Genomic DNA, 13,107 nt, shown 5'->3' on the forward strand with positions numbered 1-13,107 from the left:
TTTTCCAGGTTTTCATGACTTCTGTGTGGATTATACATCCTCAAGCCTCTCAAAAAAAGCAAAATCGGTGGTCTTCACGCCTGTGAAGGAATTTCGGAAAATTTGTTGAAAACCTTGACAATCGGCGCCCGGAAAAATACTATACGTAGCCGATAACCATCATGAGCCAAGAAAACATAACCCTTCTCACCGTTTTTGTCCCCATCATCGGCTCCCTGACGATCCCCCTGGCCGCCCTCGTGTCGAAATCCGCCCGTTCCGCATGGGCCGTCGTCCTGTCCGCAGCGACGGCCGTGCTGCCCCTGTTCCTCATTCCTTTCGCCTTGAGCGGCGGCGAACGCATCGTCCGCTGGAGCCTGGTCCTGGGCTTGGACTTCATCCTGGTCATCGATCCTCTGTCCATCTTCATGGCCGTCGTCTCCTCCGCGATCGGTTTCCTCATCGTCGTCTACTCCCTCGGTTACATCCACCATGAGGAGAACCAGAGCGAATACTACCTGATGGTCGTCCTCTTCATCGGATCGATGATGGGTCTGGTCTTTTCCGGGAACCTGATCTTCCTTTACCTGTTCTGGGAGATCATCGCCATCTGCTGTTGGCGCCTGATCGGCTTTTACAGGTTGAGGGAGTACGTCCTGAAAGCCGACAAGGCTTTCCTCGTGACGTTCGGAGGCGCCGTCGTCATGCTGCTGGGATTCGTCATCGTCTTCCAGTCCACGGGCACTTTCGACATCACCGAGATGCGGGGCGTCCTGATTCCGGGAACGGCCGCCGTCCTCATCCTGTTCGGCATGTTCTCCAAGTCGGCAACGGTGCCCCTGCACACCTGGCTTCCCGACGCCGGCGTCGCCCCGACCACCGTCACCGCGCTTCTCCATGCCGCCGTCCTGGTCAAAATCGGCGTCTACGCCTACGCCCGGCTGTTCCTCTACGGCTTCCAGCTCCCCGACATCTGGAAAGAGATCATCCCCATCGTCGCCGTCTTTTCGAGTCTTGTCGCCGCCGGCGCGGCCATGGTCGAAAACGACATCAAGAGGATCCTGGCCTATTCCACGGTCAGCCAGATCGGCTACATCTTCCTCGGGTTGAGCATGGCCAACGCCACCGGGATTTCGGGCGGCCTGCTGTTCATCCTGATGCACGGCCTGGGCAAAGCCGGGCTGTTCCTCTGTGCCGGCATCGTCATTCACGCCGTTCATAAAAAGGACATTCGCGAGATGGGCGGCCTCATCAAGACCATGCCGATCACGGCCATCGCCTTCCTTGTCTGTGCCCTGTCCGTCATCGGCATCCCCCCGTTCGGAGGATTTTTCTCCAAGCTCCTGGTCATCATGGGCACGGTCCAGGCCGGAAAAACCTGGCTGGCCGCCGTCGCCCTGTTCACGGCCGTCCTGACCCTCTACTACCTTTTCCGCGTCTTCAGCCAGGTTTTCCTGGGTGAGCCGAAGAATACGGCGCCGGAAAAGACCCATTCCATGGTCTATGTCGTTGCGCTCCTGGCCGTTCTCTCCCTTGCGGCCGGCCTGCTGGTTGCCTATCCCATGACATTCGTCCAGGCGGCGACATCCCATATCGGTTGGTGGCTCCCATGATGCCTCAAACTCTTCTCTGGCCCATTCTCCTTCCGGCCGTTGCGGCCGTCCTGACCCTTCTCGTGCCGCGGCACGTCCGTTTGGTCCGGGAATTCCTTGCCGTGGTATCGGCCGGCGCCGTCCTGGTCCTGGCGTTCCTGCTGTTTTCGGCGAAGTCCCTTGTCTACCAGACATCCTGGCTGGGCCCGGGCATCGAGTTCAAGCTTCGCCTTTTCCACTTCTCGAGTTTCATCCTGTTGGGACTTGCGGGATTCCTCCTCCTCATCGTTCTCTACTCCACGGTGAAGATGAAAGACGACCCCCGGATCCGGGAGTACTACGCCTACGTGCTGATCGCGGCGGCCATGGCCAACGGCGCCGTCCTGGCCGACAACTTCATTCTCCTGATCTTTTTCTGGGAAGGGCTGTTGGTCGTCATGTACGGACTGATCACGATGGGCGGCAAGCTCACGTCGAACCGCACGGCCGTCAAGAGCCTTGTGATCGTCGGGTTCAGCGACTTCTGCCTGATCCTGGGCATCGGCATCCTGTGGCACCTGACAGGCTCCCTGACCATGTCGGAGATCTCCATTCGGCCGGAGGGCCCGGCCGTAGCGGCTTTCGTCCTCATGATGATCGGCGCCGTCGCCAAAGCGGGCGCCATGCCCTTCCATACGTGGATCCCTGATGCCGCTGAAGATTCCCCCGTCAGTTTCATGGCTCTCATGCCGGCCGCGTTCGAAAAACTTCTGGGCATCTATCTCCTGGCCCGCATCACGCTGGATTTCTTCAAGATGCAGCCGGGAAGCAGCCTGGGCATTCTCCTCATGTTCATCGGCGCGGTCACCATCGTCCTGGCCGTCATGATGGCTCTGATCCAGAAGGACCTCAAGCGGTTGCTCTCCTACCACGCGGTGAGCCAGGTCGGCTACATGATCCTGGGCATCGGCACGGGCGTTCCGGCGGGCATCGCCGGCGGCATCTTCCACATGATCAACCACGCCATGTACAAGAGCGGCCTGTTCCTGAGCGCCGGCTCCGTCGAGCATCGGCGCGGAACGACCGAACTCAAGAAACTCGGCGGTCTGTGGCGGGAGATGCCGGTCACCTCTTTCGGATTCATCGTCTGCGCCCTGGCCATTTCGGGCGTCTGGCCCCTGAACGGATTCGTCTCCAAGGAAATGATTTTCCACGGCGCTCTCGACTCGGGCTACACGATCTTCGCCGCCGCCGCCTGGCTGGGCGCCATCTTCACATTCGCCTCCTTCCTTAAGGCCGGCCACTCGGTCTTTTTCGGAGAAAGAGACAAGGATGCGCCCCGCGTCAAGGAAAGCCCGAGCCCGATCCTCATCCCCATCGTCATCCTGGCCCTTCTCTGCATCCTGTTCGGCGTTTATAACAAGCTTCCGTTGAACACGTTCATCACCCCCATTCTCGACGGCCACGTCGCGGCCGGCGAACATCTGGACTTCACGAGCCACGCCCTGGATCTCTTCAACATCGTGGCGCTCATTTCGATGGCCTGCCTGCTGGCGGCCCTGGCGCTCCACATCTACGGCTTCCGGCGCGGCGGGAACAAGGCGCACCTGGCCTCCGAGCCCGTCCACAACCTGCCCGGGATCCGGAAGATCTACGACTTGGCCGAAGCCCGGGTGTTCGACCTCTATGAGCAGGGCGTCAAGTTCCTGTTCGGCCTGTCTACGGCGCTGTTCCGCATGGTCGACCGGCCGATCGATTTCGTCTATGAAAAAACCCTCACCGCCGCCGGCGACCGGTTCACCGGCCTTCTGCGGAAAGCCCACAACGGGCATTACGCCAATTATCTCGCCTGGTGTCTCGGGGGGCTGGTCGTCGTCATCGGGCTGTTGAGCTGGTTGTTGTGAGGCAATGAATATGGAGACAACGTTGATAGTTTTTTTCCTGGTCTTGCCGCTCGCCCTGGCTGCCGTCCTGCCCCTGTTGGGCCGGCTGTCCAAGCGGGTCCTGCCCGATATCCTGGCCAATGCCGTCTTTTTTGTGCTCGTCGTCAACGCTTTCGTTCTCGGCCGCCGCATTCCGGCCGGGGAGCCGCTCATTCTCCAGGCGTCCTGGTTCGGCGAACCTCTCGGCCTGCGGATGGCCGTCGACAACTTCAGCCTGTTTCTGCTCCTGGCCGTCGCCCTCGTCAGCCTGTGCGTCGGGCTTTACTCCATCTCCTATATGGAACATTTCGGCTCCAAGCCCGCCTACTACGCTCTTCTCCTGATCATGGTCGCCGGGATGAACGGGCTCATCCTGTCAACCGATCTGTTCGGCATCTACGTGTTCCTCGAAGTCGCCGCCGTCGCCTCTTACGCCCTGGTCGCCTTCGGATTGGGCCGGGACGAGGTTGAAGCGGCTTTCAAGTATCTCATGCTTTCGGTCGCGGCCTCGGCGTTCATCCTGATTTCGATCGCCGTCATCTTCTTCATGACCGGAAGCCTGGCCCTGTCGGATGTGGCCCGATCGCTTGCCGCCATGGATGCCGGTCCGGTCGTCGCCGTCTGTTCGGCCCTGTTCCTCATGGGATTCGGTCTCAAGGCGGCCCTCATCCCGTTTCATGCCTGGCTTCCCGACGCCCATCCTTCGGCCCCGGCTCCCATTTCCGCCATGCTGTCGGGTCTGCTGATCAAGGTTTCCGGCGTCTACGCCATGACCCGGATCTTCTTCCATGTCTTCGGACTGACACCGGCCCTCTCCATGGTTCTGATGATTCTCGGATCCGTATCCATCGTTTTGGCCGCGTTCCTGGCGCTGGGTCAGAAAGATCTCAAACGCATGCTGGCCTATTCCTCGATCAGTCAGGTCGGCTACGTGGTCCTGGGGTTGGGGCTCGGCACGCCGCTGGGGATTATCGGCGGCCTGTTCCATCTCTTCAATCACGCCCTGGCCAAGGGGCTTCTGTTTTTGAACTCGGGATCGATCCAGAGCGCCGCGGGCACACGGAACCTCGACGAAATGGCCGGACTCGCCCGGCGCATGCCCGTCACCGCGGTCACCAGCCTCGTCGGATCGCTGTCCATCGCCGGCGTGCCGCCGCTCAACGGTTTCTGGAGCAAACTGATCATCATCATCGCCCTGGTTCAGGCGGGACAGGGCGGCTTCGCTCTGATCGCCGTTCTGGCCAGCATTCTGACCCTCTGGTATTACCTCCTTTTCCAGCGCAAAGCCTTCTTCGGCAAACCGGAAGAGCGCTGGAAAGACATTCGGGAGGCGCCGTTCTGGATGACCGCATCGACGGTCGTCCTGGCTCTCCTCTGCATCGGCGTCGGAATCTTTTTCTCTCCGGTCGTCGCGGCCTGGATCGAACCGGCCGCCGGCGTTCTGGGCAAAGGAATTCAATTCGTTCTCGGCGCGTGGGGATTATAGAAGATGACACTGCAAACGCTTCTCCTTATCGGCCTGATCGTGTTCTCGGCTCTGGCCCTGCTGAGCCGGGATCTCATCAAGGCGGCCATCAGCTTCGCCGCGGCCAGCCTCTTCCTGGGAATCGTCTTTTTCCGGATGGGTGCCCCTTACGCCGGCGTTTTCGAGATCTCCGTCGTGGCCGGCCTGATCACCGTGCTCTTCATTCTGGCCGTCGCTCTGACGGAAAAAAAGGCCGAGGTCCGCGAATCCCCGAAGGCCCGGCTGATTTTCCCGCTGTTTTTCATCGTGTTCATCATCATCGATGTCCTTGTCATGCGGGGGCTGATCCGAAAGATTCCGACCCTTCCCGCCGAAGCGGAAACGGGGCTGTTCGGACAGGTTCTCTGGGGCCAGAGAACCTTTGACCTCGTCGGCCAGGTGGCCGTCATCCTGGCCGGTGTCTTCGCCGTTTTGGCTCTGTTCAGAAAGAAGGATCTCGATGACTGAAACCTGGTATCTCTACATGTTTTTTGCCGCGGCCCTCGTGGCCGTCGGACTCTATGCCCTGCTGACGATGAGAAACATCATCCGGCTTCTCATCGCCGTCGGGATTATCGGAAAGGGCATAAGCCTGGCCCTCTTGGCCTCGGGCTGGGCTCAGAATTTGCTGCTCACCGCCCAGAGCCTCGTCATTACGTTCATCGTTGTCGAGGTCTGTCTGGTGGCTGTCGCTTTGGCGCTGGCCATCAACGCTTATCGCCACACGAAGGATCTGGACGTGCGCAAGCTCACCCGGTTGAAAGGATAAGCCATGGGCCCACTGGAATTCCTTCTCTTTCCGCCGGTCGCTTTCGTCATTTTTCTCGGAGTGTCTTTTGCGATCTACGGGCTCGGCACAAAGATGGCGCCCAAGCTCAAGCGCGTCGGCGGCAAGCTGGCCACCTACGCTTGCGGCGAGAATATCGAGGGAGAAAAAATTCAGTTCGGATATCGCCTGTTTTTCTTCATCGCGCTCTTTTTCACCATCATGCATGTCGCAGCGCTCGTCGTGGCCACCGCACCGGCCGGGAAATTCGCCTTTCTCGCCGTCGGTTACCTCGCGGTCATTTTCCTGGCCGTCATGGCTCTGCCCACAAGGAGTTAACATGCTCGAGAGGCTCGTTCGCTGGTCGAGGATCAAGTCGCCCTGGATCCTCCATTTGAATTCGGGGGCCTGCAATGCCTGCGACATCGAAATCGTGGCCGCCCTGACCCCCCGTTTCGACGTGGAGCGTTTCGGCGTTCTGCTCAAAGCGACGCCGCGCCACGCCGATGTCATCATCGCCACTGGTCCCGTGACCCGGCAGATCAAGGACCGGATCATCCGGATTTATGAACAGGTGCCCGATCCCAAGTTCGTCGTCGCCGTGGGCGCCTGCGCCATGTCCGGCTGCGTCTACCGGGGCTGCTATAATGTTATGGGAGGTCTCGATCAGGTCATCCCGGTGAATGCCTATATTCCGGGATGCCCGGCCCGGCCCGACGCCATCGTGGACGGGGTGGTCAAACTCCTGGGCACACTCTGAAAACATCGAGGACAGCATGACAGACGCGGAACTCATTGAACAGATCAACGGAAAACTGGGGAGCCGGATCCGCGAAACCGCCAACCCCGCGCCCTTGCGGATCTTCCTGACGGTCGATCCGGGGGATCTTGTCCCCGCAGTCACCGGTCTTCGGGACGATTTCGGCTATACCCACCTGTCGACGATCAGCGGCGTGGATCTAGGGGAGGCTTTCGAAATTCTCTATCATTTCGGCCGGCATCAAGGCGCCCTGACCGTTCGGACGCAAGTCCCCCGGGACAAGCCCCATGTCCCCACCATCACGCCGGTCATTCCGGGGGCCATTCTCTACGAACGGGAAATCCAGGAAATGTTCGGCATCACGGTGGACGGCATTCCGGATCCCCGAAGGTTGAATCTTCCGGATGACTGGCCCGACGGCCAATATCCCCTGAGAAAAGACTGGTCTTTCGAACGGCCTGAGGAGATCATCCCGGGAGGCCGATCATGAAATACCAAGTCCCCATCGGCCCCCAGCACCCGGCCCTGAAGGAGCCCATCAGTCTCCGCATGACGCTCGAAGGCGAGGTCATCCGCGACGCCGACATCCGACTGGGCTACAACCATCGCGGCGTGGAGAAGCTGGCCGAGCAGAAAAACTGGACCCAGAACATCTATCTCACGGAGCGGATCTGCGGGATCTGTTCCCATTCCCACTCGACCTGCTATGTCCAGGGCGTCGAGAAGCTTATGGAGATCGAGGCCCCGAAGAGAGGACAGTATATCCGCTATCTCGTCTCCGAGCTGGAGCGCGTCCACAGCCACCTCCTGTGGCTCGGCGTGGCCGCCCACGAGGCCGGGTTCGACTCGCTCTTCATGTACACCTGGCGGGACCGGGAAATCGTCATGGACATCCTGGAGACGATTTCCGGAAACCGGGTTCACTACGCCATCAACACCATCGGCGGTGTCCGCCGGGACCTGGACGATCTGCAGGTCAAAAGGATTCTCGGCGATATAAAAACCCTTTGGAGCCGGACCGATTATTATAAAAAAATCAGCATCGGCGAGCCGAGCTTCGTCGCCCGGCTGGCCGATGTCGGCCGGCTTTCGAAAGAAGACGCCATCGCCCTGTGTGCGGTCGGTCCCACGCTCCGCGCCTCCGGCGTTCCCCAGGACATCCGCCGGGACGATCCCTACGGGATTTACGCCGAGGTTCCTTTTGATGTCTGCACGGCGGACACGTGCGACGTGCTGGGCCGGGCGGTCGTTCGGATCCTGGAGCTTTTCGAATCGTACAAGATCTGCGACTTCCTGCTTCAAAATCTCCCCGCCGGCGACATCAAGGTCAAGGCGCCCCGCAAGGCCAAGCCGAATGAGGTCGTCAGCCGTTACGAGGCGCCGCGGGGGGAAAACATCCACTATATCAAGTCCAACGGCTCCGACAAGCCGGAGCGCCTCAAGGTCCGCGCTCCGACTCTCGGCAACTACGCGGCGACCGTCGCCATGCTCAAGAACGGCTTCATCGCCGACATCCCCCTGATCTTCGCCGCCATCGATCCCTGCATCTGCTGCGCGGAGCGGGCCGTGACCCTGGTCGATTCCCGGTCGGGCGCCGAACGGGTCGTCCGCTTCAGCGATCTTCGGGCTCAAGCCCTCGGGCGCCGGCCCTCAGACTCACAGAAAAGGAATGCGGTATGGCCGTTCTGAATCCTTTGCTCTTCCTGTTCGTCTATCCGGGGCTTCTTTTCCTCTTTGTGTTTTCCACCTTCGCCGAGTGGTTCGACCGAAAGGTCTACGCCCGGCTGCAGAACCGGATGGGTCCGACGCACACCGGCCGTTTCGGGCTGCTTCAGCCCGTGGCCGACTTCATCAAGCTCATGTCCAAGGAGGACATCGTCCCCGACAAGGCCGACAAGACGATGTTCACGCTTATTCCGGTCGTCGGCATCGCCGTCGTGGCCACGGCCATGCTCCTTCTCCCCCTGTGGCATGTCGATGCCGAGGTCTCCGGGCCGGTCTCCTTCTCCGGAGACATCATCGTCATTCTCTATCTTCTGACCCTGCCCACGCTTCTCTTTTTCCTGGCCGGCTGGGCATCGACCAACCCCTTCGGCATCGTCGGCGGGACTCGAGTCCTGACCATGCTGTTCGGCTACGAGGTGCCGCTGTTTCTGGTCGTCCTCGGCCCGGCCATCCTGGCCGATTCCTGGAAGCTCGCCTCGATCGCCAAATTCTTCCAGGAGAATCCGCTTCTTCTTTTCGTCAATCTTCTCGGATTCCTGATCGCCGTCGTCTGCGTCCAGGCCAAGCTGGAGAGGACGCCGTTCGACATCCCCCACGCCGAAACCGAAATCGTCGGCGGGACGTTCACCGAGTATTCCGGAAAGAAGCTGGCCTTCTTCCGTCTGATGATCGACATGGAAATGGTCGTCAGCGGCGGGCTGCTGGCGACGGTTTTTCTGGGCGGGTTTCCCGGAGGGCCGTTTATCGGCTTCCTGAACTTCGTCGTCAAGACGCTGTTCGTGATCTTTCTCCTGGCCGCCCTGCGGGCGATGACCTCCCGGATCCGGGTCGACCAGGTCGTGCACGTGGCCTGGAAATACCTGGCCCCGCTGGCCGTGCTCCAGCTTCTGATCGTCATTCTCGTCAAGGGGTTCCTGAAATGAGACTCGGAATTTTTTTACCTGAACTCCTCCGCCACCTGTTCAAGAAACCGGCCACGGTGGACTATCCGTTCGTTAAAACGCCCGTCCCGAAGGATTTTCGCGGCACCCCGATCCTGCATCCCGATCAGTGCATCGTCTGCCGGGCCTGTGAGCGCGATTGCCCGGCCGAGGCCATCGAGATCACATCGGTTAACGAGGCCGAAAAAAGATTCAAGATGGTCATTCACAACGACCGCTGCATCCACTGCGCCCAGTGCGTCGACTCCTGTCCCACGGACGCCATGGAGATGGATCAGGAATTCGAATTGGCCGATTTCGACCGCCACAACCTGAAACATGCCTACGAATATGTCCGGGCCGTCGTCAAACCCAAGGCTGCGCCGGCCAAGCCGGCCGCGCCGCCGGAAGCGTGAAGAGCACGGATCCTTTCGCGGCAAATATCGTCCGCGCTTCCGGCTTCCGCTCTTTGGGCTCGGGTGAATCTCTTCGAAAGACGTGTCCGGGCACCGGCGAGTCCCGTCCACTCCGGCTCCGGGACCGTACGCGAAAAACACCCCGCAGCCCCACACAGAATATTTCCCCATGAAAGGTTTTTGAAACATGAAGATTGCTGAATCAGGCTGGAAGAAGTATCTGGAGGACGAGATCAGGCGGGCCGAGAAAGTGTTTGTTCTGGGGATCGGAAACGCCATGCGCGGCGACGACGGCGCGGGATCGCTGTGTTCGGAGGACCTGGCGGAAAAACTTTCTCCGGATGTCGAGTCTGTTTTCCGTTCCGTCACGGCTCATGACGTCCCGGAAAACTTCACCGGCGTCATCCGGACCTTCGGTCCCGATCTTGTGATCGTCGTCGACGCCGTTCTGGCCGGCGAAGAACCGGGGTCCATCGTTCTTGTCGACAAGATGGATATCCAGGACGAAGGCTTATCCACGCACCGGGTTCCTCTCTCAAGGTTCGCGGATTACCTGGAAAAGACCGTGGGCTGCCGCGTGGTTTTTGTCTGCATCCAACCGGACGGCCTGGCTTTCGGCGCGCCCATGACAAATGCCGTCCGGGAAGCCGCTCTTCAAATCAGCCGTTTTCTCGCCGCCGCCTCCACCCGCTTTTCCACTTAAGCCCTTACATTTATTTTTCCTCTGGAAGGGCTTCCACGGGGCGCAGGGGGGATCTCTGAGAAAGCCGTCGGAGGGTGAAGCCCTTAAATTTTCATGGGCATGAGAACGTAGAGATTCTTGACGGCGTCCTCGGTTTCCGGTCTCAAAAGCACGGCGTTGTTTTCGTCCTTGATCTCGAAGATGATGTTTTCCGAGGTCATGGTCATTAAGAAATCCAGCATGTACAGGGAATTGAATCCGATTTCCATATCCTCACCCTTGTAGGACACGGAAATCTTGTCTCGGGCTTCGCCGATTTCAGGATTGGACGAGAAGAGCCGGATCTTGTCATTTTCCAGATTGAATTTGACGCCCCGGGATCGCTCGGCCGAAAGAAGAGAAACGCGGCGGACGGCACCGGCCAGATCCTCGCGGGCAACAATCAGTTGGTGGGGATTTTCCCTGGGAATGACGGCCTGGTAATTGGGAAATTTGCTTTCGATGACCCGCGATATGAGGGTCCTGTTTCCGGCTCTGAAAAACAGATTGTTGTCATCCCGGTCGAACTCCACAAAATCGTCATCCAGTTTCTTGAGCTCGGACAGGGTTTTCTTGGCCGCGATGACGCTGATCTCGGATTCCGGCTTCAGTCCTTCGACCGGACATGACGTGAAAGACAGACGATGGCCGTCCGTACTGACCAGTTCCATCTCCCTTTCCCTGAGAGTCAGGAGAGCGCCGTTCAGGTAATATCTCTGCTCCTGAGTGATGGCATAGGAGACGCGCTCGATCATGGTTCGCAGATCCGGCAGAGGAAGTCGGATGTTTTTTTCGAAAGAGGCCTCCGGCACGGAAGGATAATCTTCGCGCGACAGACAGAGAAGCTTGAATTCACTGGCTCCGGACCGGATCTCGATTTGACCCTCTTTTTCCTCCAGTGTGACGGGCAGGTCTTCGGGAAGCGATTTGATGATTTCATAAAGCTTTTTACCGTTGACGGTGTTGCCTCCGGGCTCATCGACCTGAGCCTCGAAATGGCTTTTCATCCCGACTTCCAAATCCGTTCCCGTGAGTTCGATCTCGCGAACCGAGACCGTCATCAGGATATTGGCCAGAATGGGCATCGTGTTGCGTTTCTCGACGATTCCCTGAAGAAGCTGAAGTTCTTCCAGGAAAGATGTTTTGGGAATTGAGAATTTCATCGAACAGCCTCTCCTTGAAAGGATACTTTAATCATATTCTTATTTATTGAAGAATACAAATTGAATTGCAAGAATAATAAGAATGGACTGTGCATATGTGAAGAACTCGGGCAAGTTGTTGATCCGCATCATTGAAGGAAGCTGACAAGCGTGTTGATTTCTCTGTTGAACTGGGGATCGTCATTGCGCATCTTGTCGATTTTCCGAATGCTGTGTATGACCGTCGTATGGTGTTTTCCACCGAATTTTTTGCCGATATCGGGCAGGGAACTCCGGGTCAGTTCCTTGGCCAGATACATGGCGATCTGCCGGGGGAACGCGACCTTGGGAGAGTTGTTTTTCGCCTTGAGCTGGGAGGGCTTGATTTTGAACCGATGGCAGATCATTTTCTGGATTTTTTCCACAGTGATGATGGATGCCGAAGCGTCCAGAAGTCCCTTGAGCGCCTCCTTCGTCAGATCAAGATCCATGGGTTCGCCTTTGAGCGAGGAATAGGCGACAACGCGGCGCAGATAGCCTTCGAGTTCCCGGATATTGGACTGGACTTTATCGGCGATGTAAAGAGCGACGCTTTCCGACAGGGCGACGTTCTCCATTTCCGCCTTTTTCCTGAGGATGGCGATCCGGGTTTCGATATCCGGGGGCTTGAGATCGGCGATCAATCCCCATTCAAAACGGCTTCGGAATCGCTCCTCCAGTTGGGGAATTTCCTTGGGCGGACAATCACTGGTGATGACGATCTGTTTCTGGCTGTCATAAAGGTGATTGAAGGTGTGGAAAAATTCTTCCTTGGTTCGTTCCCGGCCGGAGAGATAGTGGATATCGTCCATCAGGAGGACGTCCACGCTTCGGTATTTTTGCCGGAAATCGAGGACTTTTCCATATTGGAGATGATTGATGAGATCGTTCATGAACTTTTCCGTGGTGATATACAGCAGCTTGAGCTTGTGATTGGCCAGGAGGGTCTGATGGCCGATCGCGTTCATCAGGTGGGTTTTTCCGAGCCCCGCCCCTCCATAAATGAACAGGGGATTGTAGGATTTGGCGGGGATTTTGGCTACGGCCAGGGAGGCGGCATGGGCGAACTGATTGCAGGATCCGACGACGAAACTTTCGAACGTGTAATTGGGGTTGAGATTCGGGTTCAGAAGAAGACCCTGTTTGGTCTTTCGTTCTTCGGGAGAACGCCGGATGAAGGCCGAAGGATTTTCGTCAAAAATATACTTGATCTCGCAGGGTTTTCCGAAAAGTTCATGACTGGATTCGTTGATGATCTGGGAATAGTGGAAGGACAGCCAATCCCGGAAATAAGCATTGGGAACCTTGACATAGAGCGTGTCGTCTTCCCGGCCGATGAAAACCGTCGGCTCAAACCAGGTCTCGAAGCTGCTGGGATCGATTTTGCCCTTGACGGCGTTGACGATACGATGCCAAGGGTTTTCCATATCTTTGATTTGCATTACTGCTTTCTTTTTTCCACAGAAATATCCACAATCGTGGAAAAACCGTCCGTCTTGTTTGGTTCCAGCGGATCAGGCTACGGAATCATAACAAACCGGAGCGGGGATTTCAAGGATTTTTTTAAATTTGTGGAAAATTATTAAATATATTGTAATGAATAACATAAAATGGTTTTAGAAAGATAACGTCAAGCTTTTTT

The 13,107-nt window shown here is 57.8% G+C and carries 14 protein-coding genes; 12 read left to right on the top strand and 2 right to left on the bottom strand.

What is annotated here, in order from left to right:
• Positions 1-161: 161 nt before the first annotated feature.
• From SCM96_09315 to SCM96_09370, 12 genes are all read left to right on the top strand, one after another.
• Positions 162-1,592, top strand: a complete 1,431-nt coding sequence (locus tag SCM96_09315; GenBank protein ID MDW7760823.1) for an NADH-quinone oxidoreductase subunit L — start codon at positions 162-164, stop codon at positions 1,590-1,592.
• Positions 1,589-3,454: a proton-conducting transporter membrane subunit gene (locus tag SCM96_09320; protein ID MDW7760824.1), complete on the top strand. Its 1,866-nt coding sequence runs from the start codon at positions 1,589-1,591 to the stop codon at positions 3,452-3,454. Before SCM96_09315 ends, SCM96_09320 begins: the two co-directional genes overlap by 4 nt.
• 10 nt (positions 3,455-3,464) lie before the next feature.
• Positions 3,465-4,958: a proton-conducting transporter membrane subunit gene (locus SCM96_09325; protein ID MDW7760825.1), complete on the top strand. Its 1,494-nt coding sequence runs from the start codon at positions 3,465-3,467 to the stop codon at positions 4,956-4,958.
• Positions 4,959-4,961: 3 nt separating this feature from the next.
• Entirely contained in the window at positions 4,962-5,444 is a 483-nt protein-coding gene (locus SCM96_09330) for a hydrogenase subunit MbhD domain-containing protein (GenBank protein MDW7760826.1), read from the top strand.
• Complete coding sequence (locus SCM96_09335) at positions 5,437-5,745, top strand: NADH-quinone oxidoreductase subunit K (protein MDW7760827.1); 309 nt, start codon at positions 5,437-5,439, stop codon at positions 5,743-5,745. The genes SCM96_09330 and SCM96_09335 overlap by 8 nt, the downstream gene beginning before the upstream one ends.
• A gap of 3 nt (positions 5,746-5,748) precedes the next feature.
• Positions 5,749-6,081, top strand: a complete 333-nt coding sequence (locus SCM96_09340) for a hypothetical protein (GenBank protein MDW7760828.1) — start codon at positions 5,749-5,751, stop codon at positions 6,079-6,081.
• Position 6,082: 1 nt separating this feature from the next.
• Entirely contained in the window at positions 6,083-6,502 is a 420-nt protein-coding gene (nuoB, locus tag SCM96_09345; protein MDW7760829.1) for an NADH-quinone oxidoreductase subunit NuoB, read from the top strand.
• Positions 6,503-6,518: 16 nt separating this feature from the next.
• On the top strand, positions 6,519-6,992 hold the full coding sequence (locus SCM96_09350) for an NADH-quinone oxidoreductase subunit C (protein MDW7760830.1): 474 nt from the start codon (positions 6,519-6,521) through the stop codon (positions 6,990-6,992).
• Positions 6,989-8,191, top strand: a complete 1,203-nt coding sequence (locus tag SCM96_09355) for a nickel-dependent hydrogenase large subunit (protein MDW7760831.1) — start codon at positions 6,989-6,991, stop codon at positions 8,189-8,191. The genes SCM96_09350 and SCM96_09355 overlap by 4 nt, the downstream gene beginning before the upstream one ends.
• A complete protein-coding gene (locus SCM96_09360) occupies positions 8,179-9,150 on the top strand; it encodes a complex I subunit 1 family protein (protein MDW7760832.1) in 972 nt (323 codons plus the stop codon). Before SCM96_09355 ends, SCM96_09360 begins: the two co-directional genes overlap by 13 nt.
• Positions 9,147-9,563, top strand: a complete 417-nt coding sequence (locus SCM96_09365; GenBank protein MDW7760833.1) for a 4Fe-4S dicluster domain-containing protein — start codon at positions 9,147-9,149, stop codon at positions 9,561-9,563. The genes SCM96_09360 and SCM96_09365 overlap by 4 nt, the downstream gene beginning before the upstream one ends.
• 187 nt (positions 9,564-9,750) lie before the next feature.
• A complete protein-coding gene (locus SCM96_09370; GenBank protein ID MDW7760834.1) occupies positions 9,751-10,266 on the top strand; it encodes a hydrogenase 3 maturation endopeptidase HyCI in 516 nt (171 codons plus the stop codon).
• Positions 10,267-10,349: 83 nt separating this feature from the next.
• On the opposite strand, the gene dnaN is transcribed toward SCM96_09370, so the two are convergent.
• A complete protein-coding gene (gene dnaN / locus SCM96_09375) occupies positions 10,350-11,447 on the bottom strand; it encodes a DNA polymerase III subunit beta (GenBank protein MDW7760835.1) in 1,098 nt (365 codons plus the stop codon).
• 128 nt (positions 11,448-11,575) lie between these two features.
• Positions 11,576-12,907 carry a chromosomal replication initiator protein DnaA gene (gene dnaA, locus SCM96_09380; protein ID MDW7760836.1) on the bottom strand — a complete coding sequence of 444 codons (1,332 nt, stop codon included), beginning with the start codon at positions 12,905-12,907 and terminating at the stop codon, positions 11,576-11,578.
• Positions 12,908-13,107 lie beyond the last annotated feature (200 nt).

This window comes from Acidobacteriota bacterium, assembly GCA_033549365.1.
Classification (GTDB): domain Bacteria; phylum Acidobacteriota; class Aminicenantia; order Aminicenantales; family Saccharicenantaceae; genus JAWSUF01.

What these genes read in the sequence shown, in the direction of transcription:
- SCM96_09315 (MDW7760823.1), top strand. Translation starts at nt 162, where the DNA reads ATGAGCCAAGAAAACATAACCCTTCTCACCGTTTTTGTCCCCATCATC.
- SCM96_09320 (MDW7760824.1), top strand. Translation starts at nt 1,589, where the DNA reads ATGATGCCTCAAACTCTTCTCTGGCCCATTCTCCTTCCGGCCGTTGCG.
- SCM96_09325 (MDW7760825.1), top strand. Translation starts at nt 3,465, where the DNA reads ATGGAGACAACGTTGATAGTTTTTTTCCTGGTCTTGCCGCTCGCCCTG.
- SCM96_09330 (MDW7760826.1), top strand. Translation starts at nt 4,962, where the DNA reads ATGACACTGCAAACGCTTCTCCTTATCGGCCTGATCGTGTTCTCGGCT.
- SCM96_09335 (MDW7760827.1), top strand. Translation starts at nt 5,437, where the DNA reads ATGACTGAAACCTGGTATCTCTACATGTTTTTTGCCGCGGCCCTCGTG.
- SCM96_09340 (MDW7760828.1), top strand. Translation starts at nt 5,749, where the DNA reads ATGGGCCCACTGGAATTCCTTCTCTTTCCGCCGGTCGCTTTCGTCATT.
- nuoB (MDW7760829.1), top strand. Translation starts at nt 6,083, where the DNA reads ATGCTCGAGAGGCTCGTTCGCTGGTCGAGGATCAAGTCGCCCTGGATC.
- SCM96_09350 (MDW7760830.1), top strand. Translation starts at nt 6,519, where the DNA reads ATGACAGACGCGGAACTCATTGAACAGATCAACGGAAAACTGGGGAGC.
- SCM96_09355 (MDW7760831.1), top strand. Translation starts at nt 6,989, where the DNA reads ATGAAATACCAAGTCCCCATCGGCCCCCAGCACCCGGCCCTGAAGGAG.
- SCM96_09360 (MDW7760832.1), top strand. Translation starts at nt 8,179, where the DNA reads ATGGCCGTTCTGAATCCTTTGCTCTTCCTGTTCGTCTATCCGGGGCTT.
- SCM96_09365 (MDW7760833.1), top strand. Translation starts at nt 9,147, where the DNA reads ATGAGACTCGGAATTTTTTTACCTGAACTCCTCCGCCACCTGTTCAAG.
- SCM96_09370 (MDW7760834.1), top strand. Translation starts at nt 9,751, where the DNA reads ATGAAGATTGCTGAATCAGGCTGGAAGAAGTATCTGGAGGACGAGATC.
- dnaN (MDW7760835.1), bottom strand. Translation starts at nt 11,447, where the DNA reads ATGAAATTCTCAATTCCCAAAACATCTTTCCTGGAAGAACTTCAGCTT.
- dnaA (MDW7760836.1), bottom strand. Translation starts at nt 12,907, where the DNA reads ATGCAAATCAAAGATATGGAAAACCCTTGGCATCGTATCGTCAACGCC.